Origin of the sequence: Cupriavidus necator A5-1, assembly GCF_000744095.1 — a bacterium.
Classification (GTDB): Bacteria; Pseudomonadota; Gammaproteobacteria; order Burkholderiales; family Burkholderiaceae; genus Cupriavidus; species Cupriavidus necator_A.
The window spans coordinates 1,236,879-1,255,553 of the sequence record NZ_JQLI01000008.1 but is presented as its reverse complement, the minus strand read 5'-3'; the positions used below and the strand labels follow the sequence as shown (position 1 = coordinate 1,255,553).

Genomic DNA, 18,675 nt, shown 5'->3' with positions numbered 1-18,675 from the left:
TGGACCAACCAAGGGTAGACAACAAGGAGTGACTATGTCGTATCAGTACCGGGAAAGTGTTGCGGGCGTACTACCGGGTTAGTTCTAGCCTCGCCAGATTGGAGTAGTCACCACGTTTCGTTGCAATCGGTGCGATTGCATCACGCATCAGCTAGTACCGTACTCCGGCCCTGCTTCGATAAACGTGTGCTTCCGAGTTCAAGAACCAGCCTATAAAGACAGGTAGACAACATGTCGTCATCAATTTCATCCATGGCAACAACGACAATCCCAGACGCAACGATAAGCTCGGCCCAACAGCCAAGCGCGAGGGCAGCGTCGTCTCAAACCATCACGATCGAGCAAGGCATCCGCGCGGCCGGAGTCGGTCGATTCCAGTATCGGCTGTTTGCCATATTCGGCCTGGTCTGGCTCGCTGACGCGATGCAGGTGCTCTCGATCGGATTCACCGCGCCGTCCATTGCTGCGACATTTGGCATCCCCGTACCGACGGCTTTGCAGACCGGGACGATGTTCTTTGTCGGCATGCTGATTGGCGCTTTCGTGTTCGGTCGGCTTGCGGACAGGATCGGCCGCCGGCCAGTGCTCATGATGGCGGTGGTCATTGACGCTGTCTGTGGTGTCGCGTCCGCGTTCGCACCGGAATTCCAGTGGCTTCTGTTGCTGCGCTTCCTGACAGGCATCGGCGTGGGCGGCACGTTGCCCGTTGACTACACCATGATGGCCGAGTTTCTGCCCTCCGACCGGCGCGGTCGCTGGCTGGTCCTGCTGGAGTCATTCTGGGCCGTCGGCACGATCTTGCTTGCCATTCTTGCCCTGATCGCCGTCTCGCGCGGCGATGAAGCCTGGCGGCTGATCTTCTTCGTCACTGGCATCCCCGCCCTGGTCGGCGTGGTCTTCCGGTTCTTTGTTCCCGAGTCTCCGCTCTATCTGAATAAATCGGGACGCTCGGCGGAGGCACGCGCGGTGCTTCAGCGTGTAGCCACCGCCAACCGCGTTGCCGTGGAAATTGGCTCCCTGGAGCCGCAGCAGATGGAGCGCAAATCGGTTTTTGCGCTCTTCGCGGCCGGATGCCGACGCCGTAGCATCTGCCTGCTTGCCGCGTGGATGCTCATCTCAATCGCCTATTACGGCGTCTTCGTGTATCTGCCGGTAAAGCTGGCTGGCCAGGGCTTTGGCTTCATGCGTGGTCAGGTCTTCCTGATCCTGCTCGCACTTGTCCAGCTTCCCGGTTTCGCGCTCGCCGCGCACGGCGTCGAGCGTTGGGGTCGGAAACCGACCCTGATCGGCTTCCTGCTTCTTAGCGCGGCAGGTTGCATGCTCTATAGCCTGGGCCAGTCCCCTGCGCTTGTCATCGGCTCCACCTTGCTGATGAGCTTCGCGCTCCTCGGTACCTGGGGAGCACTCTACGCCTTCACGCCTGAGGTGTACCCGACGGATCTGCGGGCCAGCGGGATGGGCACCGCGGGTGCGATGGCGCGCTTTGGCGGCCTCTTCGCGCCTTCGATCATTGCACCGATCATGGCCAGCCAGTTCACACTTGCCCTTGCGCTCCTTTCGTCATTTCTTGCCATGGCGGCGATCGCCATTTTCATGGTGGATATCGAGTCGAAGAACCGCGCGCTGGATTAGAGCAAGGCACCGTCAGCCCGTTGGCGCTCCCCGCGGAGAGGGAGGCCGCCGACGGTGCTGGCTGGGGCGGGTCCTGAAACGAAGCCGCAGGCAGGGCGGCCCGCTTCCATTACAATCCGGCTGCAACGGCGCGGCGCGCTGGTCCACCCGATCTGGCCGCCCGCTTCACCCGCTTGACCCTATCCCGCCGAGCCCTAGCCGCCAGCCATGAAACAAGATCCGCGCTTTCCCAACCTGTTTATCCTCGATCACCCGCTGATCCAGCACAAGCTCTCGCACATGCGCGACAAGGAGACGTCCACGCGCACCTTCCGCGAGCTGCTGCGCGAGATCACGCTGCTGATGGGCTACGAGATCACGCGCAACCTGCCGCTGACCACGCGCCGCATCGAGACGCCGCTGGTCGAGCTGGATGCGCCGGTGATCGCCGGCAAGAAGCTGACCATCGTGCCGGTGCTGCGCGCGGGCGTGGGCATGAGCGACGGGCTGGTGGAGCTGATCCCGTCGGCGCGCATCGGCCATATCGGCGTGTACCGCGACGAGCAGCATCGCCCGGTCGAGTACCTGGTGCGGCTGCCGGACCTGGAAGACCGCAGCTTCATCCTGTGCGATCCGATGGTGGCCACCGGCTACTCCGCCGTGCACGCGGTGGAAGTGCTCAAGCGCCGTGGCGTCAAGGACGAGGCGATTACCTTCGTCGCGCTGGTGGCTGCTCCCGAGGGCGTGGAGGTGTTCCAGAAGGCGCATCCGGGCGTGAAGCTGTTCGTGGCTTCGCTGGACAGTCACCTGGATGGCGACGCGTATATCGTGCCGGGCCTGGGCGATGCCGGCGACCGGTTGTTCGGCACCAAGAACTGAGTGCCGACCCTTGCGCGGGCTTGACCGGCCTCAATAGTCCGTACTGAACGGCTCCCTACACTGGCGGCAGGCGCTGGCGGTAACCTGCCGGCGCATACCGCCAACCCACAGGGAGCCAAGCATGGAAGCCTTCAAGATCCTCTTCAGCACCAGCACCGGCCTGATGAGCCTGGGCGTGATCGTCTTTATCATCGGCATGGGCTGGTTCTTCGCGCGGATGTTCGCGCGCAAGATGCGCGAGGACGCGGAAGCCGCGAAGACACAGCAGACGGCGCAACGCAGCTGACCGTAACGGGCCGCAAGCGCGGCCCGCCCTGCTTTTCCCCGACGATTACTTCTTCTTGCCGAGCAGGCTGCCCAGCACGCCGCGGATCAGTTCACGCCCCACCTGCGACCCCACCGTGCGCGCGGCCGACTTGGCCATCGATTCCAGGATCGAATCGCCGCGACCGCTCTTGCCGGTGCCCTTGGTCAGCGTGCCGAAGATCTCGCCGGCGGTGCCGAGCCAGCCGCTGTCCTGTTCGCCTGCAGGCTGTCCGCCCGGCTGCCCGGCCGGCGCCTTGGCGGTGCCGCCGTTGCCATTGCCGACCGTCGCCACGCTGCCGCGCAGCTTTTCATAGGCCGACTCGCGGTCCACGGTCTTTTCGTAAGTACCCGCCACCAGCGAATTGGCGATCAGCCGCTTGCGTTCCTCGTCCGTTGCCGGTCCGATGCGGCTTCCCGGCGGCAGCACCCACGCCCGCTCCGTCACGCACGGCGTGCCCTTGGCATCCAGGCACGACACCAGCGCCTCGCCCACGCCCAGCTCACCGATCGCGGTCTCCACGTCCAGCTTCGGATTGGCACGCATGGTGGTGGCCGCCACCTTGACCGCCTTCTGGTCGCGCGGCGTGAACGCGCGCAGCGCGTGCTGGACGCGGTTGCCGAGTTGGCCCAGCACGGTGTCCGGGATATCGATCGGGTTCTGCGTGACGAAGTACACGCCCACGCCCTTGGAGCGGATCAGCCGCACCACCTGCTCGATCTTGTCGAGCAGCGCCTTGGGCGCATCGTTGAACAGCAGGTGCGCCTCGTCGAAGAAGAACACCAGCTTGGGCTTGTCCAGGTCGCCGGCCTCGGGCAGCTTCTCGAACAGTTCCGACAGCATCCACAGCAGGAAGGTGGCGTACAGCCGCGGCGAGTTCATCAGCTTGTCCGCAGCCAGGATATTGACCACGCCCTGGCCCTTCTCGGTCTGGATGAAGTCTTCCAGGTTGAGCATCGGCTCGCCGAAGAACACATCGCCGCCCTGCGACTCCAGCGCGATCAGCCCGCGCTGGATCGCGCCGATCGACGCGGCCGAGATATTGCCGTACTCGGTGGTGTACTGCGAAGCGTTGTCGCCGACGTGCTGCAGCATTGCGCGCAGGTCCTTGGCGTCGAGCAGCAGCAGGCCGTTGGCATCGGCGATGCGGAACACCAGGTTGAGCACGCCCTGCTGGGTGTCGTTCAGCTCCAGCATGCGCGACAGCAGCAGCGGCCCCATGTGCGAGACCGTGGCGCGCACCGGGTGGCCCTTCTGGCCGAACACGTCCCACAGCGTGGTCGGGCACGCGCCCCACGCCGGCTCCGGCAGGTTCATGTCGGCCAGGCGCTGCTTGAGCTTGTCCGAGAGCTGGCCGGCCTGCGAAATGCCGGTCAGGTCACCTTTGACGTCCGCCATAAAGACTGGCACCCCCAGGCGCGAGAACCCCTGCGCCAGCGTCTGCAGCGTGACGGTCTTGCCGGTGCCGGTGGCGCCGGTGATCAGCCCGTGCCGGTTGCCCATCTGCGGCAGCAGCACCAGTTCATGTTCGGCGTTCTTGGCGATAAGGATGGGGTCGGCCATGATCTTCCTGATAACAAGGTGCCGCGGGACTCGCCACGGCAGCGGCGCGGGCAGGCCCGCGTGATAAAATCCTGGGCTGATTATAGCCAGCCGCCAGGCATATCCGTCACCTGGCGCGCGCCGTCCCGTGGCCCTGCGGCCCAGCCGCGGCGCGCATGGCGATCCCGCATTCCATCACCGCACAACAGCGTTTTCCGTCTCGGAGAGAATCATGGCCGGTCACTCGAAATGGGCCAATATCAAACACAAGAAAGCTGCCGCTGACGCCAAGCGCGGCAAGATCTGGACCCGCCTGATCAAGGAAATCACCGTGGCCGCCAAGCTCGGCGGCGGCGATGTCGACTCCAACCCGCGCCTGCGCCTGTCGATTGACAAGGCCATGGACGCGAACATGCCCAAGGACAACATCCAGCGCGCGATCCAGCGCGGCGTGGGCGGCCTGGAAGGCGCGAACTACGAAGAGATACGCTACGAGGGCTACGGCCTGGCCGGCGCGGCCATCATCGTCGACTGCCTGACCGACAACCGCACCCGTACCGTGGCCGAAGTGCGCCATGCCTTCTCCAAGCACGGCGGCAACATGGGCACCGAGGGTTCGGTGGCGTTCATGTTCACGCACTGCGGCCAGTTCCTGTTCGCGCCCGGCACGCCGGAAGACAAGCTGATGGAAGCGGCGCTGGAAGCCGGCGCCGACGACGTCGTCACCAACGACGACGAGTCGATCGAAGTGACCTGCCCGCCCAACGATTTCTCCGCGGTCAAGACTGCGCTGGAAGCCGCAGGCTTCAAGGCGGAAGTGGCCGACGTGGTAATGAAGCCGCAGAACGAAGTCAGCTTCGCCGGCGACGACGCGGCCAAGATGCAGAAGCTGCTCGACGCCCTGGAAAACCTGGACGACGTGCAGGAAGTCTTCACCAACGCGGTGATTGAAGACTAAGTAATATCTAGCCCCCATCGGCGGCAGCCAGGCTCCAAAGACCCAAGCTGCCGCCTTTTTGCATGCGTTTCTTTTCTGGCAGTGGATCATGAAAGTATTGGTTGTCGGCTCGGGTGGACGTGAACACGCGCTGGCCTGGAAATTGGCCCAGTCCCCCAGGATTCAGGTGGTGTACGTCGCGCCGGGCAACGGCGGGACCGCGCTCGACAAGCGCCTGCAGAATGTTCCGCTGACCGATCCCGAGGTCATCGCCGCCTTTGCCGAGCGCGAAGGCGTGGCCTTCACCGTGGTCGGCCCCGAGGCCCCGCTGGCGGCGGGCATCGTCGATATCTTCCGCGCCAAGGGCCTGCGCATCTTCGGGCCCACCCAGGCTGCCGCGCAGCTGGAGTCGTCCAAGGACTTCGCCAAGGCGTTCATGCAGCGCCACGGCATCCCCACCGCCGCCTACCAGACCTTCTCCGACGCCACCCAGGCACACGCCTATATCGACGCGCAGGGCGCGCCGATCGTGATCAAGGCCGATGGCCTGGCTGCTGGCAAGGGCGTGGTGGTGGCGATGACGCTGGAAGAAGCGCATCACGCGGTCGACATGATGCTGGCCGACAACAAGCTGGGCGACGCCGGCGCGCGCGTGGTGATCGAGGAATTCCTCGAAGGCGAGGAAGCCAGCTTTATCGTGCTGGTCGACGGCAAGAACGTGCTGGCACTGGCCACCAGCCAGGACCACAAGCGCCTGCTGGACGGCGACGCCGGCCCCAACACCGGCGGCATGGGCGCCTACTCGCCCGCCCCAGTGGTCACGCCCGCGCTGCATGCGCGCGCGCTGCGCGAGATCATCCTGCCGACCGTGCGCGGCATGGAAAAGGACGGCATCCCGTACACGGGCTTCCTGTACGCGGGCCTGATGATCGACAAGGACGGCAACCTGAAGACGCTGGAATTCAACTGCCGCATGGGCGACCCGGAAACCCAGCCGATCCTGGCGCGCCTGAAGACCGACCTGGTCGACGTGATGGAGCACGCCGTCAACGGCAAGCTCGACGCCGTCGAATTGGACTGGGACCGCCGCACCGCGCTGGGCGTGGTGATGGCCGCTTATGGCTACCCCGACGCGCCGCGCAAGGCCGACGCCATCACCGGTATTCCGGCCGAGACCGACGACAGCGTGACCTTCCACGCCGGCACCACGCTCAAGGACGGCACGCTGCTGACCTCGGGCGGGCGCGTGCTGTGCGTGGTGGGGCTGGCCGACACCGTCAAGGCCGCGCAGCGCGCCGCCTACGCTGCGGTCGAGCAGATCCAGTTCGATGGCATGCAGTACCGGACCGATATCGGATACCGGGCCATCAAGCGCTGAGTCTGCACCGGCAGCCTTCCATGGGCCGGCACATTGCTGGCCAGCTTTTGGACCCATGCGACCGCCCGGCCGCCCCAGCCGGTACAATCGTGACAACGCTGTGACGCACCCGGCAGCCGAGAGGCTGCCGGAATGCCATCCGCCGGGTCCATCCGCCGGTTTTATCCGCCTTCGCCAACCATGATCGATTCCCAGGCAGTCCGTGCCTATCTGCTCGGCCTGCAAGACCGCATCACCGATGCCATCGGCGCCATCGAGGGCCAGCCGTTCCTGACCGACGCCTGGGAGAAACCGCCCACCGAACGCCTGCGCGGCAGCGGCCGCACCCGCATCCTGGAAGGCGGCGCGGTGATGGAGCGCGCCGGCGTGGGCTTTTCGCACGTCAGCGGCGATACCCTGCCGCCCTCGGCCAGCGCCAACCGGCCAGAACTCGCCGGGCGCAGCTTCGAGGCGATGGGCGTGTCGCTGGTGTTCCATCCGCGCAACCCGTACGTGCCCACAGTCCATATGAACGTGCGCTGTTTCCTGGCGGTCAAGCCCGGAGCCGAGCCGGTATGGTGGTTCGGCGGCGGCATGGACCTGACGCCGTACTACGGCAACGCCGACGACTGCACCCATTTCCACCGCACCTGCGAGCAGGCGCTCGCGCCCTACGGCGACGAGCTGTACCCGCGCTTCAAGCAATGGTGCGACGAGTATTTCTTCCTGCGCCACCGCAACGAGGCACGCGGCGTCGGCGGGATCTTCTTCGACGACTTCTCGGCGCTGGGCTTCGAGCGCAGCTTCGCGATGATGCAGTCGGTCGGCGACGCCTTCCTGGACGCCTACCTGCCGATCCTGCAGGCGCGCAAGGACACCCCCTACGGCGAGCGCGAGCGCGATTTCCAGGCCTACCGGCGCGGGCGCTACGTCGAATTCAACCTCGTGTTCGACCGCGGCACGCTGTTCGGCCTGCAATCGGGCGGACGCGCCGAATCCATCCTGATGTCGATGCCGCCGCTGGTGACCTGGCGCTATGACTGGCAACCGGAACCGGGCAGCCCCGAAGCGGCGCTGTATACCGACTTCCTGCCGGCACGCGACTGGGCCTGACGGCAGACCTATGGCCAATCCTGCGCAACACCGCAAGCCCGCCGCCGACGCGGGCGAACCGCCGCACCCCTCCCGTCCCTACCGCCTGGGTATCCTCGGCGGCACCTTCGATCCGCCCCACGTCGGCCACCTGGCGCTGGCACGGCTGTGCATCGAGCACCTGGGCCTGGACGAACTGGTGTGGATTCCCACCGGCCAGTCCTGGCAGAAGGGCGCCGACGTGACGCCCGCCGCCGACCGCCTGGCCATGACCGAACTGGCTGCTGCCGCACTCAACGACAGCGGCGCGAAGGTCCGCGTGAGCCGCATGGAAGTCGACCGCGCCGGCCCCAGCTACACAATCGACACTGTGTGCCAGCTACGCGCCGAATACGGCGCAGAGGCCTCGCTGTGCTGGCTGATGGGCGCCGACCAGTTGCTGCGCCTGCACACCTGGCACGGCTGGCAGGAACTGTTCCAGCACGTGCACCTGTGCACCGCCACGCGCCCGCGCTTCGCGCTGGCCGCGCTGGAGGGCCCGGTGCTGCAAGCGCTGGCCGAGCGCCAGGCCGACACACACCTGATACAATGCACGCCCTCCGGCCGGATGTGGATCGACCAGACGCTCGCCGTCGACCTGTCTTCCACCCATCTGCGCCAGCGCCTGGCAGCCGGCCAGCCGGCAGATGACCAACTGCCGCCGGGCGTGGCACACTACATCGCAAGCCACGGGCTGTACCGCGACGTTCCTGCGAGGACGTGACTCCCCGGCAGGGCGTGACCGGGGTCTGACCAGACCCGACGCCCACCACCCAACCGATCTCAGCTGAACAAGAAGACACCATGGATATTCGTAAACTGCAACGCGCCATCGTCGACGGCCTCGAGGATGTCAAAGCGCAGGACATCAAGGTGTACGACACCAGCCACCTGACCGAGCTGTTCGACCGGGTGGTGATTGCCAGCGGGACGTCCAATCGCCAGACCAAGGCGTTGGCAGCTTCGGTGCGGGATACGGTCAAGGAAGCCGGCGGCCATATCGTGGCGGTCGAGGGGCTGGAAACCGGCGAATGGGTGCTGGTCGACTGCGGCGACGCCGTGGTCCACATCCTGCAGCCCCAGCTGCGCATGTACTACAACCTGGAAGAGATCTGGGGCGACAAGCCGGTGCGCATGAAGCTCGCCACCGGCGCCCGCGGCCTGGCCAAGGCCAGCGAGCCAATGGAAGAAGACGAGGACGACGTCCCCGCCGTGCGCGGCACACGCCGCGCCAGCAGCCTGCGCCCGGCGCTGGCCCGCCTGCCGGAAGGCATGAAGGAGCCGTCGCCGCCGATGGGCCACGAGGACACCGACCCGGACGCGATCGCCACCATCCGCAAGCCGGCCCGCAAGACCGCCACCAAGACCACGGCGACCAAGACGGCCACCAAGACCGCCACCAAGACGACCGGCACCCGCGCCGCGGCACCGCGCAAGACCGCCGCCGGCACCACGGCACGCAAGACCGCCACCAAGACGGCTACCAAGACGGCTACAAAGACGGCTACCAAGACCGCAACGAAGGCCGCAGCCAGCAGGTCCGCCGCAGCCAAGCCGGCTGCCCGCAAGCGCACCACCCGCTCGGCCTGATTTCCGAGCGCGCGGCCGCCCGCCGGCCGCGAGCAGACAAGTCCTCATGCAACTGGTGATCGTGGCCGTCGGCCACAAGATGCCTGGCTGGATCGAAACCGGCTTCAGCGAGTATGCCAAGCGCATGCCGCCCGAGCTGCGCATCGAACTGCGCGAGGTCAAGCCGGAAACCCGCTCCTCCAGCAACAACGCGGCCACCGTGATGCAGCGCGAAGCCGCGCGGATCGAGGCGGTGCTCGGCTCGCTGTCGAAGCAGTGCCGCATCGTCGCGCTGGACGAGCGCGGCCGTGACTTCACCACCGTGCAACTGGCTGCGCAACTGACCGACTGGCAGCGCGACGGCGGCGACGTCGCCTTCCTGATCGGCGGCGCCGACGGCCTCGACCCGGCGCTGAAGGCGCGCGCCAGCACCCTGATCCGGCTGTCCAGCCTGACGCTGCCGCACGGCATGGTGCGCGTGCTGCTGGCCGAGCAGCTGTACCGCGCCTGGTCGGTCACGCAGAACCATCCTTACCACCGGGCCTGAGCCCGCCGCTCACCGGCGGTCGTTATCGCCGCTGGCGGTACAATGCGGGCCACCGCCGGGCTGCCGGCACGCCCCCATCCTTGCCGATTCCGCCGCCCATTTCACGGGCGTGATCTTCGTCCCCGCGATGCACGACTACCTCTACCTCGCCTCCCAGAGCCCGCGCCGCAGCGAATTGCTGACCCAGCTCGGCGTTCGCTACGAACTGCTGCTTGCCAATGACGACGAGGACGCCGAAGCGCTCGAAGTCGTGCTGCCCGGCGAAACCCCCGACGACTACGTGCAGCGCGTGTGTGCGCTGAAGGCAGAAGCGGCGCTGCGCCGCCGCGAGCGCCGGGCGCTGCCCGACGCGCCGGTGCTGACCTCCGACACCACGGTCTGCCTGGGCGGCCGCATCCTGGGCAAACCGGCCGACGGCACCGACGCCGCGGCCATGCTTGGCGCGCTGTCGGGCACCACGCACCGTGTGCTGACCGCCGTGACGGTGGTATCGACCACCGGCATGTGCCATGCCCTGTCGGTTTCCGAAGTCACCTTCCGCCCGATGCAGCCCGCCGAGATCGAGCGCTATGTCGCCAGCGGCGAGCCGCTCGGCAAGGCCGGCGCCTACGGCATCCAGGGCCGCGCGGCCGAGTTCGTCGAGCGGATCGCGGGCAGCTATTCAGGTATCATGGGTTTGCCCTTGTTTGAGACGGCGGCGTTACTTCGCCAGGCCCGCCTGCAGTTCTGAGCGGCCCGCCCCCGCGCCCAGACAAGACCCGGCCTGCGCGCCGGGCCACCCTATACAGCCGGGCCACCGGCACCGCGTTTCACCCGCTATGACTGAAGACATCCTCGTCAACATCACGCCCCAAGAGACGCGCGTCGCCATCGTGCAACAGGCTGCCGTCCAGGAACTGCACGTCGAACGCACGCTCACGCGCGGGCTGGTCGGCAATATCTACCTGGGCAAGGTGGTGCGCGTGCTGCCCGGCATGCAGTCGGCCTTTATCGACATCGGCCTGGAGCGCGCTGCCTTCCTGCATGTGGCCGATATCTGGCATCCGCGCGACGCCGACCGCAATGGTGCCACCCCGCAGCTGGCGATCGAGAAGACCCTGTTCGAAGGCCAGGCGCTGATGGTGCAGGTGATCAAGGACCCGATCGGCACCAAGGGCGCGCGCCTGTCCACGCAGGTGAGCATTGCCGGGCGCACGCTGGTGTACCTGCCGCAGGATCCGCATATCGGCATCTCGCAGCGCATCGAAGGAGAAGTGGACCGCGAGGCGCTGCGCAGCCGCGTGCAGGGCCTGGTGCCCACCGACGAGCGCGGCGGCTTTATCGTGCGCACCATCGCCGAGGAAGCGACCGACGAGGAACTTGGCAACGACATCGCCTACCTGCGCAAGATCTGGGGCGCGATCCGCCAGAACGCCACCACGCAGCCTGCACCCGCCCTGCTCTACCAGGACCTGAACCTGGCGCAGCGCGTACTGCGCGACTTCATCAACGACGCCACCGGCGTGATCCAGATCGATTCGCGCGAGAACTACCAGATGCTGGTGGAGTTCGCCAAGGAATACACGCCGGCGGTGCTGCCGCGACTGTCGCACTACACCGGCGAGCGCCCGGTCTTCGACCTGTTCAATATCGACGCCGAGATCGAGAAGGCGCTGTCGCGCCGGGTCGACCTGAAGTCAGGCGGCTACCTGATGATCGACCAGACCGAGGCGATGACGACCATCGACGTCAACACCGGCGGCTACGTGGGCGCGCGCAACTTCGACGACACCATCTTCAAGACCAACCTGGAGGCGGCCCACACCATCGCGCGGCAGCTGCGGCTGCGCAACCTCGGCGGCATCATCATCATCGATTTCATCGATATGGAGAATGTCGAGCACCGCGACGCGGTGCTGTCTGAACTGAAACGCGCGCTGTCGCGCGACCGCACCCGGATCACGGTCAACAGCTTCTCGCAGCTCGGGCTGGTGGAGATGACGCGCAAGCGCACGCGCGAATCGCTGGCGCACGTATTGTGCGAACAATGCCCGGTATGCCAGGGCAAGGGGCAGGTCAAGACGCCGCGCACGGTGTGCTACGACATCCTGCGCGAGATCATGCGCGAATCGCGCCAGTTCAACCCGCGCGAGTTCCGCATCCTGGCCTCGCAGGAGGTCATCGACCTGTTCCTGGAAGAAGAAAGCCAGCACCTGGCCATGCTCGGTGACTTTATCGGCAAGCCAATCTCGCTGCAGGTGGAATCGACCTTCCACCAGGAGCAGTACGACATTATCCTGATGTAATGCAGATGCTGAAGGGGCTGGCGCGGCCACCGGCAAGCGCTGCCGGTTCGCATGCCTTCCCGCCTCGGTAGTCGCCCTAGCTCCCGTTTCCTCCGGTTCGCGCTTCGATCCGCTATAACTAATCAAGGGTAGTCAGCGGCATCGTGACCGATGCCGCGCCCGGCGCGCAGCGTCCCTGTGTCACACAACGGGACACGGCCGCGCCGGTCGGCGAGGAGGAGTCCGGCATGAACGCCACGAACCATGGGGCCTGTCTGCTGGCCGTCCTGCTGCTTGCCGGCTGCGTCGAGTTTCCTATGATTGCAAGACGCCCCAGCCCACCCCCACTGCCGCCCGCGGTGATCGCCGAAGCGCCGCCACCCAAGAAGGCGCCGCGTGCCACCCCGATCGCACAAAAGACCATCAATATCGTCGCCACCTGCAAGCGCACCGAGGAAGACGGCTTCCGCGAAGATGCGCAGATGGATGTCAGGGGCAACGAAGTGCGTGCGCTGAGGTGGAAGCTGTGGGTGTCGCGGCGCGGCAGTTGCGAGTTCAACCTGGCCGACTTCCGCCAGGTCGCCGACACGCCCCACATCGAACTGCAAGCCATCGACGGCAGCCAGTGCAAGCTGCTGGTGTGGCAGGATCCGCGCCGCGTGACGCTGGCCCATGCCCGCTGCGAGAAGCACTGCACGCCCGGCATCTATGAGCAGGCGTGGCCGGTGCTGTTCGATCCCAACAACGGAAAATGCGCCGAAATACGCTGAGCCGGCCCGGGGGGCCAGCGCGCTATTTGGCTTTCGGCACCCTACCCATCAGGTAGAACTCGTCGTTCGGGCGCATGCTGATGGTGTTGGCCATCCGGTTCGACAGGCCGAAGAATGCGGTGATGGCGGCGATATCCCAGGCGTCTTCTTCCGAGAAGCCGTACTCGCGCAGCGCGGCAAAGTCCGCCTCGCCGACTTCATGCGACGCCTTGCACACCTTCATCGCAAAGTCGAGCATCGCGCGCTGGCGCGGCGGGATGTCCGCCTTCAGGTAATTCACCGCAACCTGGTCGGCCACCAGCGGCTTCTTCTCGTAGATGCGCAGGATCGCGCCATGCGCCACCACGCAATACAGGCACTGGTTGGCGCCCGAGGTCGCCACCACGATCATCTCGCGCTCGCCCTTGGTCAGCCCGCCCTCCTTGAGCATCAGCGCGTCGTGATAGGCGAAGAAGGCGCGGAATTCATCCGGGCGGTGCGCCAGCGCGAGGAAGACGTTGGGGACGAAGCCGGCTTTTTCCTGGACTTCGAGCATGCGGGCGCGGATGTCGTCGGGGAGGTCTTTCAGTGCCGGTACGGGGTAGCGGCTGATGGGGAATGCCGGGTCGGGCATGGTGGTCTCCTGTAGTCGTGCGTCGGTCACGTAGTGTTCTTCTGCTTCAGATACTAACGGATCGGCGCGGGTTCGGCGCCAGCCATGTTGCGCATGCATCGCTCGTACTGATGTCCACCGGATCAGGCATACTACGCACCTTCTGAACAAGGCGAGCGCCCTCCGAGCCGCCGTACTCTTCCCGATGAAACGCATTCTCATCGTCAAGCTGACATCCCTGGGCGACATGGTTTTCACCCAGCCGCTGGTCGCGGACCTGCAGCGGGCTTTCCCCGGCGTGAAGATCGACTGGATCGCCGACTCCTACTGTGCCGATGTGCCACGCTGGAACCCGAATATCGACCGGGTGATCGCCGCGCCGCTGCGCGCGCTGAAAAAGTCGCGTAAATGGTCGGACCTGCGCGCCATCTTCAGCGCGCTGCGCGAACTGCGCCGCGAGAGATACGATGCGGTGCTCGACGTCCACGGCGTCTACAAGAGCGCCATCGTCTCGTTCCTGGCGCGCACGCGGCATCGCTATGGCTATCCGGTGCAGGAACTGGGCGAGAGCGGGGCCAGCTTTGCCTACAACCACATCTTTGCGCCATTCGTCGAAGAGGACTGCGCACGGCAGCGTATGCGTCGCGCGGTCAGCCGCGCGCTCGGCTTCGAGCTGACCAAGGAGATGGACTACGGCCTGCAGATGCCCCCGGATACGCCAGCCCCGGCGGCCAAGGGTCCGTACGCGATGCTGTTCCACGCCACCTCGAGCGAAGAGAAGAAGTGGCCGGTAGCCGACTGGATCAGCGTCGGCAGCGCGATCTCCGCACGCGGGTTGCGCGTACTGGTGCCCTGGGGCAACGAGGCGGAGCGCAAGGAAGCCGAGACCATCGCCGCCAGCGTGCCCGGCGCCGAAGTCATGCCGCGCCTGAGCATCACCGGCGTGGCGCAGATGGTCGGCAAGGCCTCGCTGGTGGTCGGCATGGATACCGGCTTCGTGCATATCGCCGACGCGCTGCGCCGGCCGACCGTGATCCTGTTCACGACGACTTCGCGCCACCTGTACGGTGTCGATGCGCCGGGGCGCGCGGTATCGCTGGGCGGTGGCGGCGTGGTGCCACAGCGAGCCGAAGTGCTGGCCGCTATCGACGAGGTGCTGGGCGTGCAGCCGCAGGTCTCTTCACAGCACACCGAGCGGAAATAAAAAGGCCGGCGCTCAGCGCCGGCCTGCTGTCCGGGGAGTTCCCCCCGGCATCTTAATGGTGGCTCGCGAACTGGATCCGGTGCAGCCCGGCGTAGAGGCCGTTGGCGGCCAGCAGTTCCTCATGCGTGCCCAGTTCCGCCAGCCGACCGTGGTCCAGCACGGCGATGCGGTCGGCGTTCTCGATGGTCGAGAGCCGGTGCGCGATCACCAGCGTGGTCCGCCCCTTCATCAGCTCTTCCAGCGCCGCCTGCACCTGGCGCTCGGATTCCGAATCCAGTGCCGAAGTGGCCTCGTCCAGGATCAGGATCGGTGCATCCTTGTACAGCGCGCGGGCAATCGCCAGGCGCTGGCGCTGGCCGCCTGACAGCTTCATGCCGTTGTCGCCGATATTGGTGTTGACGCCCTCCGGCAGCCCCTTGACCGTGTCCGTCAGGTAGGCCGCCGCCAGTGCGCGCTCGACCCGCGCCATGTCGATCTTGTCCTCGGATTGCGCGCCATACGCCACGTTGGCCGCCACCGTGTCGTTGAACAGCACCACGTCCTGGCTGACGAAGGCGATCTGGTTGCGCAGGTCCTTCAGCGCCAGCTCGGGCAGCGGCATGCCGTCCAGCAGGATCTGCCCGGCGGTGGGATCGAAGAAGCGCGGCACCAGGTTGACCAGCGTGGTCTTGCCGCTGCCCGACGGGCCCACCAGCGCCACCACCTCGCCCGGGCTGACGCGCAGGTTGATGCCCTCCAGCGCGGCGCGCGGCGCCTCGCCATAGCGGAAGCCGACGTTCTCCAACGCCAGTTCGCCACGGGCACGGCCGAGCGGCTTGCCGCCGTCCTGCGGCTCGATCGGTTCGTCGATCAGGCGGAAGATCATCTCCGCCGCGGTGATGCCGCGCGTCAGCGGCTGGTTGATGTCAGTCAGGTGCTTGAGCGGCGAGATCAGCAGCAGCATCGCCATCACGAAGCCGGTGAAGCCGCCCACCGTGGTCTGGTTGCCCTGCGCCTGCACCATCGCGATGGTGATGATGACCGACAGCGCCAGCGCAGCCAGGAATGCCGTGACCGGCTGGTTCAACCCGCCGGCGACCGCCATGCGCATCGAGTAGTTCTTCAGCCGCTCGGCCATGGTGCGGAAGCGCGACAGCTCGTAGGCCTCGCCGCCGTGCAGCTTGACCACCTTGAAGCCGCCCACGGCCTCTTCCACCACATACGCGGCGTTGTTGGTGTAGGTCTGGTGGTCGCGGTTGAGCTTGCGCAGCCGGCGGTTGATCTTCGACATCAGGTAGCCGATCACTGGCAGGATCACCGCGACGATCAGCGTCAGGCGCCAGTTCGTATAGAACAGGTAGATCAGCAGCGCCACGACCGTCAGCGAGTCGCGCACCAGCGTGATGAACACGCTGGTCAGGATCTGCAGCACCTGGTTGACCTCGAAGATCACCGCATTGATCAGCGATGCCGCGGTGTTACGGTGGAAGAACGCCGCCGGGGCGTGCAGCAGGCGCTCGAACATCTGTATGCGCATCTTCAGCAGCACACGGTTCGAGATCAGGTTCAGCAGATAGCCCGAGGCAAACTGCGCCACGCCGCGGATCAGCGCCACGCCGGTCAGGAGCGCGGGCACATGCCACAGCGTGCCGGCGTACTCGCCGCCGAAGCCTTTGTCGAGCAGGTCGTTGACGACCTTGGGGATCACCCCTTCACTGGCCGCGACCACCGCCATGGCAAGGATGGCGCCGATAAAGACGCGAAGCTCGGGGCGCAGGTAAGACCAGAGCCGGGCCGACATGCTGGACGGCACGGTAGAACCCGGCGAAATGGGCGGTTTGGATGTGGTCACTGAAGTGTCTTCTGTGTGGATGCGTTGGCCCGGGCGCGCATGCTAGCCCGGACGCTTCTGCCGGGCCACCCGCAGGAACGGCCTGACGAGGAACTGGAACAGGAAGCGCTGATAAACGTAGCGGCGCAGATAATAGCCGATGCTGCGCCGGGCCTTGTCGGTCGCGTCGAGATCGGCGCGATGGCCCTCCAGCGCCGACTCGTCCGCCAGTTCGGTCAGGCCGATGCAATACGGCACCACGGCGCGGACCGAGACCAGGCCGCGCTTCTCGAACGCGGACCAGTAGTCGGCCGCGCACCACAGCGGCTGCAGGCCGTCGAGCAGCCGCTGCGCCGCGGCGCGGGTGACCACATAGCCATGTGCGCGCCACCACTCGCCATAGCGCCTGACCAGCTTGCGGTCGCGGCCGAGCGGGCGCGTGCCCCAGCGAGTGTATTTGTCGATATGGGACAGCAGCACAGCGTCGGGCCGGGCCGGATCGAGATGCTGCTGCAGGTCGGCGAGTACCGCCGGCAAGTCGTCGCCCAGCAGTGCATCGTCCTCCAGCACCAGCGCGAACTCCGCACCGTCCTCCAGCATTTTCCGGTACACGCCGAGATGGCTCAGCGCGCACCCGACCTCGCCGCGGCTCATGGGCCGGTAGCTGAACGCCGCCGCGGCCGCATCATAGCGCTGCGCCACCTCGTCTTCGGTCAGGGCGCGCCCGTCGACGGCCGGGAACACCTGGAAGGGAACGCCGAGCCGTTCCAGCTGCCCCGAAATGCGCTGCCGGCGCGGCTGCGCGCTTGCCAGGTTGATGACGTAGGCGCCGATCATGCCGCCACCGCCTGCGCATCCGGTCGTGCCAGCGGCTCGGGCTGGTGATCCCTGGCCACCACGATGGCAAAGCAGGTGGAGATCATCAGCGTGTAGAACGCGTTGGTCATCGCGATAAAGAACATGGCTTCGGTCAGGCCGAACAGCAGGAAGCCGACGCTGGTGGCAAGGCCCATGGTGGCAGCTACGCGCACCACCGCATCGCGGTTACGCACATGGCGCAGGAAGAAAACGGCCGGCACCAGGTAGACGGCGAGTACCGCCAGCATGCCGGGCAGCCCCATCGTGGCGCCCAGATACAGGATGTCGTTGTGCGAGTGCCCGAACTGAGTCGTGGCCGGCGTGATAAAGCCGCTGGCCGCCAGCGCATCCAGGGCGGGCGAGAAGCCTTCCGGACCCACGCCGGTCAGCGGGTGCGATTGCAGCATATTGAGTGACGCCTTCCACAGTTGCAGCCGCCAGCCCTCCGAGGTATCCAGGCCGGTTTGCGAAGAGAAGGCCGCGATATTCGAGAATGCCTCGGTCACGCGCGTCTTGACGATGCTGCTGCAATAACCGGCGACCGCCATGCTACCGACCAGCACGGCCAGCAGTGCTGCGCGGCTGCGCCAGTTCAGCCCGCGCATGACCATCAGCACAAACAGCAGCAGCACGGGAATGGCAAGCCAGCCGCCGCGCGTGGCGCTGATATACGAGGTGTACAGCCCGGCCGCCCCCGCCAGCAGCTTGGCGCCGACGGCCAAGTGGTGGCGGCGGCGGTCCCAGCCGATCGAGACCAGGGCCAGCATGCCCATCAGCAGCGACAGGTTGGCAAACGGAATCACGTTACTGACGCCGACATGGATCGGCCGGCCGTGTTCCGCCAGCGTGTGGATCCAGACCGCGGACACGATCGCGCCCGCCACAAGCCCCCACTGCACGCCTTGCAGCACGCGCCGGCCGAGCTGGGCCAGGCCCCATGCCAGCAGCACGAACAGGGCAAAGCGCAAATAGAGATACGGCACGTCAGGCGGCTCGCCACTGAGGACCTGGCGCAGCAGCAGCGCGGCCGGCAGCGACGCCATCGCGGCCGCCATGGGCCAGTGGGCGCGCAGCATTGAACCCCATGAGGCCAGGCCGGCCCGGCGCTGCAGCGCGAGGGCAATCAGGCACCACATCAGCAGCAGGGTGAAACCGGTATTGGCTGCGGAGGGATAGGTCAGCAGCAGGAGCGGAAAGGAGATCAATGCGGCACACGCCACCAGGGACAAAACCTTTTCCATCCCTGTAAAGCGGGACAAATGTGCTCTTATCATCAAATTCGTGATTGAGAAAACTGCCC

The 18,675-nt window shown here is 66.2% G+C and carries 18 protein-coding genes; 13 read left to right on the top strand and 5 right to left on the bottom strand.

Features of this window, described 5'->3' with window-relative positions:
• The first annotated feature begins 231 nt into the window (after nt 1-231).
• From K307_RS29915 to K307_RS46655, 3 genes are all read left to right on the top strand, one after another.
• Nucleotides 232-1,632, top strand: a complete 1,401-nt coding sequence (locus K307_RS29915; RefSeq protein WP_230626173.1) for an MFS transporter — start codon at nt 232-234, stop codon at nt 1,630-1,632.
• A gap of 207 nt (nt 1,633-1,839) precedes the next feature.
• Nucleotides 1,840-2,490 carry a uracil phosphoribosyltransferase gene (gene upp / locus K307_RS29910; RefSeq protein ID WP_022533940.1) on the top strand — a complete coding sequence of 217 codons (651 nt, stop codon included), beginning with the start codon at nt 1,840-1,842 and terminating at the stop codon, nt 2,488-2,490.
• 121 nt (nt 2,491-2,611) lie between these two features.
• Nucleotides 2,612-2,776: a DUF3149 domain-containing protein gene (locus K307_RS46655; protein WP_080745264.1), complete on the top strand. Its 165-nt coding sequence runs from the start codon at nt 2,612-2,614 to the stop codon at nt 2,774-2,776.
• A 45-nt stretch (nt 2,777-2,821) separates the two neighbouring features.
• Here the strand turns inward: K307_RS46655 and K307_RS29905 are convergent, their stop codons facing one another.
• Nucleotides 2,822-4,357 (bottom strand): helicase HerA-like C-terminal domain-containing protein, encoded by a 1,536-nt coding sequence (locus K307_RS29905; protein ID WP_042884533.1) that lies wholly within the window; start codon nt 4,355-4,357, stop codon nt 2,822-2,824.
• 211 nt (nt 4,358-4,568) lie between these two features.
• Here K307_RS29905 and K307_RS29900 point away from each other — a divergent pair, with 211 nt between their 5' ends.
• The 9 genes from K307_RS29900 to K307_RS29860 all read left to right on the top strand — a co-directional run bounded on the left by K307_RS29900 (nt 4,569) and on the right by K307_RS29860 (nt 12,911).
• Nucleotides 4,569-5,294, top strand: a complete 726-nt coding sequence (locus K307_RS29900) for a YebC/PmpR family DNA-binding transcriptional regulator (protein ID WP_042884532.1) — start codon at nt 4,569-4,571, stop codon at nt 5,292-5,294.
• Nucleotides 5,295-5,382: 88 nt separating this feature from the next.
• Nucleotides 5,383-6,651 carry a phosphoribosylamine--glycine ligase gene (gene purD / locus K307_RS29895; protein ID WP_042884531.1) on the top strand — a complete coding sequence of 423 codons (1,269 nt, stop codon included), beginning with the start codon at nt 5,383-5,385 and terminating at the stop codon, nt 6,649-6,651.
• A 180-nt stretch (nt 6,652-6,831) separates the two neighbouring features.
• Nucleotides 6,832-7,743, top strand: a complete 912-nt coding sequence (hemF, locus tag K307_RS29890; protein WP_042884530.1) for an oxygen-dependent coproporphyrinogen oxidase — start codon at nt 6,832-6,834, stop codon at nt 7,741-7,743.
• 10 nt (nt 7,744-7,753) lie between these two features.
• Nucleotides 7,754-8,485: a nicotinate-nucleotide adenylyltransferase gene (locus K307_RS29885; RefSeq protein ID WP_042884529.1), complete on the top strand. Its 732-nt coding sequence runs from the start codon at nt 7,754-7,756 to the stop codon at nt 8,483-8,485.
• A gap of 80 nt (nt 8,486-8,565) precedes the next feature.
• Nucleotides 8,566-9,351, top strand: coding sequence for a ribosome silencing factor (gene rsfS, locus K307_RS29880; RefSeq protein ID WP_042884528.1), 786 nt, complete (start codon nt 8,566-8,568; stop codon nt 9,349-9,351).
• Between the two features lie 46 nt (nt 9,352-9,397).
• Nucleotides 9,398-9,877 (top strand): 23S rRNA (pseudouridine(1915)-N(3))-methyltransferase RlmH, encoded by a 480-nt coding sequence (rlmH, locus tag K307_RS29875; protein ID WP_042884527.1) that lies wholly within the window; start codon nt 9,398-9,400, stop codon nt 9,875-9,877.
• 127 nt (nt 9,878-10,004) lie between these two features.
• Nucleotides 10,005-10,607 (top strand): Maf family protein, encoded by a 603-nt coding sequence (locus K307_RS29870; RefSeq protein WP_042887545.1) that lies wholly within the window; start codon nt 10,005-10,007, stop codon nt 10,605-10,607.
• Between the two features lie 88 nt (nt 10,608-10,695).
• Nucleotides 10,696-12,162: a ribonuclease G gene (gene rng, locus K307_RS29865; RefSeq protein ID WP_042884525.1), complete on the top strand. Its 1,467-nt coding sequence runs from the start codon at nt 10,696-10,698 to the stop codon at nt 12,160-12,162.
• Between the two features lie 227 nt (nt 12,163-12,389).
• On the top strand, nt 12,390-12,911 hold the full coding sequence (locus K307_RS29860; protein WP_042884524.1) for a hypothetical protein: 522 nt from the start codon (nt 12,390-12,392) through the stop codon (nt 12,909-12,911).
• A 22-nt stretch (nt 12,912-12,933) separates the two neighbouring features.
• On the opposite strand, the gene K307_RS29855 is transcribed toward K307_RS29860, so the two are convergent.
• Nucleotides 12,934-13,524, bottom strand: coding sequence for a peroxidase-related enzyme (locus tag K307_RS29855; RefSeq protein WP_042884523.1), 591 nt, complete (start codon nt 13,522-13,524; stop codon nt 12,934-12,936).
• A gap of 184 nt (nt 13,525-13,708) precedes the next feature.
• On the opposite strand from K307_RS29855, the gene waaC reads away from it, so the two are divergent.
• The gene (gene waaC / locus K307_RS29850; protein ID WP_042884522.1) at nt 13,709-14,707 is read left to right on the top strand and encodes a lipopolysaccharide heptosyltransferase I; all 999 of its coding nucleotides are present in this window, start codon (nt 13,709-13,711) and stop codon (nt 14,705-14,707) included.
• Nucleotides 14,708-14,759: 52 nt separating this feature from the next.
• Here the strand turns inward: waaC and msbA are convergent, their stop codons facing one another.
• From msbA to K307_RS29835, 3 genes are all read right to left on the bottom strand, one after another.
• Nucleotides 14,760-16,487, bottom strand: coding sequence for a lipid A export permease/ATP-binding protein MsbA (msbA, locus tag K307_RS29845; RefSeq protein ID WP_080745263.1), 1,728 nt, complete (start codon nt 16,485-16,487; stop codon nt 14,760-14,762).
• 93 nt (nt 16,488-16,580) lie between these two features.
• A complete protein-coding gene (locus K307_RS29840) occupies nt 16,581-17,354 on the bottom strand; it encodes a glycosyltransferase family 25 protein (protein ID WP_042884520.1) in 774 nt (257 codons plus the stop codon).
• Complete coding sequence (locus tag K307_RS29835) at nt 17,351-18,580, bottom strand: O-antigen ligase family protein (protein WP_230626171.1); 1,230 nt, start codon at nt 18,578-18,580, stop codon at nt 17,351-17,353. The genes K307_RS29840 and K307_RS29835 overlap by 4 nt, the downstream gene beginning before the upstream one ends.
• Between the last annotated feature and the right edge of the window lie 95 nt (nt 18,581-18,675).

What these genes read in the sequence shown, in the direction of transcription:
- rng (WP_042884525.1), top strand. Translation starts at nt 10,696, where the DNA reads ATGACTGAAGACATCCTCGTCAACATCACGCCCCAAGAGACGCGCGTC.
- K307_RS46655 (WP_080745264.1), top strand. Translation starts at nt 2,612, where the DNA reads ATGGAAGCCTTCAAGATCCTCTTCAGCACCAGCACCGGCCTGATGAGC.
- rlmH (WP_042884527.1), top strand. Translation starts at nt 9,398, where the DNA reads ATGCAACTGGTGATCGTGGCCGTCGGCCACAAGATGCCTGGCTGGATC.
- waaC (WP_042884522.1), top strand. Translation starts at nt 13,709, where the DNA reads ATGAAACGCATTCTCATCGTCAAGCTGACATCCCTGGGCGACATGGTT.
- hemF (WP_042884530.1), top strand. Translation starts at nt 6,832, where the DNA reads ATGATCGATTCCCAGGCAGTCCGTGCCTATCTGCTCGGCCTGCAAGAC.
- msbA (WP_080745263.1), bottom strand. Translation starts at nt 16,487, where the DNA reads ATGTCGGCCCGGCTCTGGTCTTACCTGCGCCCCGAGCTTCGCGTCTTT.
- K307_RS29905 (WP_042884533.1), bottom strand. Translation starts at nt 4,357, where the DNA reads ATGGCCGACCCCATCCTTATCGCCAAGAACGCCGAACATGAACTGGTG.
- K307_RS29855 (WP_042884523.1), bottom strand. Translation starts at nt 13,524, where the DNA reads ATGCCCGACCCGGCATTCCCCATCAGCCGCTACCCCGTACCGGCACTG.
- K307_RS29870 (WP_042887545.1), top strand. Translation starts at nt 10,005, where the DNA reads ATGCACGACTACCTCTACCTCGCCTCCCAGAGCCCGCGCCGCAGCGAA.
- K307_RS29860 (WP_042884524.1), top strand. Translation starts at nt 12,390, where the DNA reads ATGAACGCCACGAACCATGGGGCCTGTCTGCTGGCCGTCCTGCTGCTT.
- K307_RS29840 (WP_042884520.1), bottom strand. Translation starts at nt 17,354, where the DNA reads ATGATCGGCGCCTACGTCATCAACCTGGCAAGCGCGCAGCCGCGCCGG.
- K307_RS29885 (WP_042884529.1), top strand. Translation starts at nt 7,754, where the DNA reads ATGGCCAATCCTGCGCAACACCGCAAGCCCGCCGCCGACGCGGGCGAA.
- K307_RS29900 (WP_042884532.1), top strand. Translation starts at nt 4,569, where the DNA reads ATGGCCGGTCACTCGAAATGGGCCAATATCAAACACAAGAAAGCTGCC.
- purD (WP_042884531.1), top strand. Translation starts at nt 5,383, where the DNA reads ATGAAAGTATTGGTTGTCGGCTCGGGTGGACGTGAACACGCGCTGGCC.
- upp (WP_022533940.1), top strand. Translation starts at nt 1,840, where the DNA reads ATGAAACAAGATCCGCGCTTTCCCAACCTGTTTATCCTCGATCACCCG.
- rsfS (WP_042884528.1), top strand. Translation starts at nt 8,566, where the DNA reads ATGGATATTCGTAAACTGCAACGCGCCATCGTCGACGGCCTCGAGGAT.
- K307_RS29915 (WP_230626173.1), top strand. Translation starts at nt 232, where the DNA reads ATGTCGTCATCAATTTCATCCATGGCAACAACGACAATCCCAGACGCA.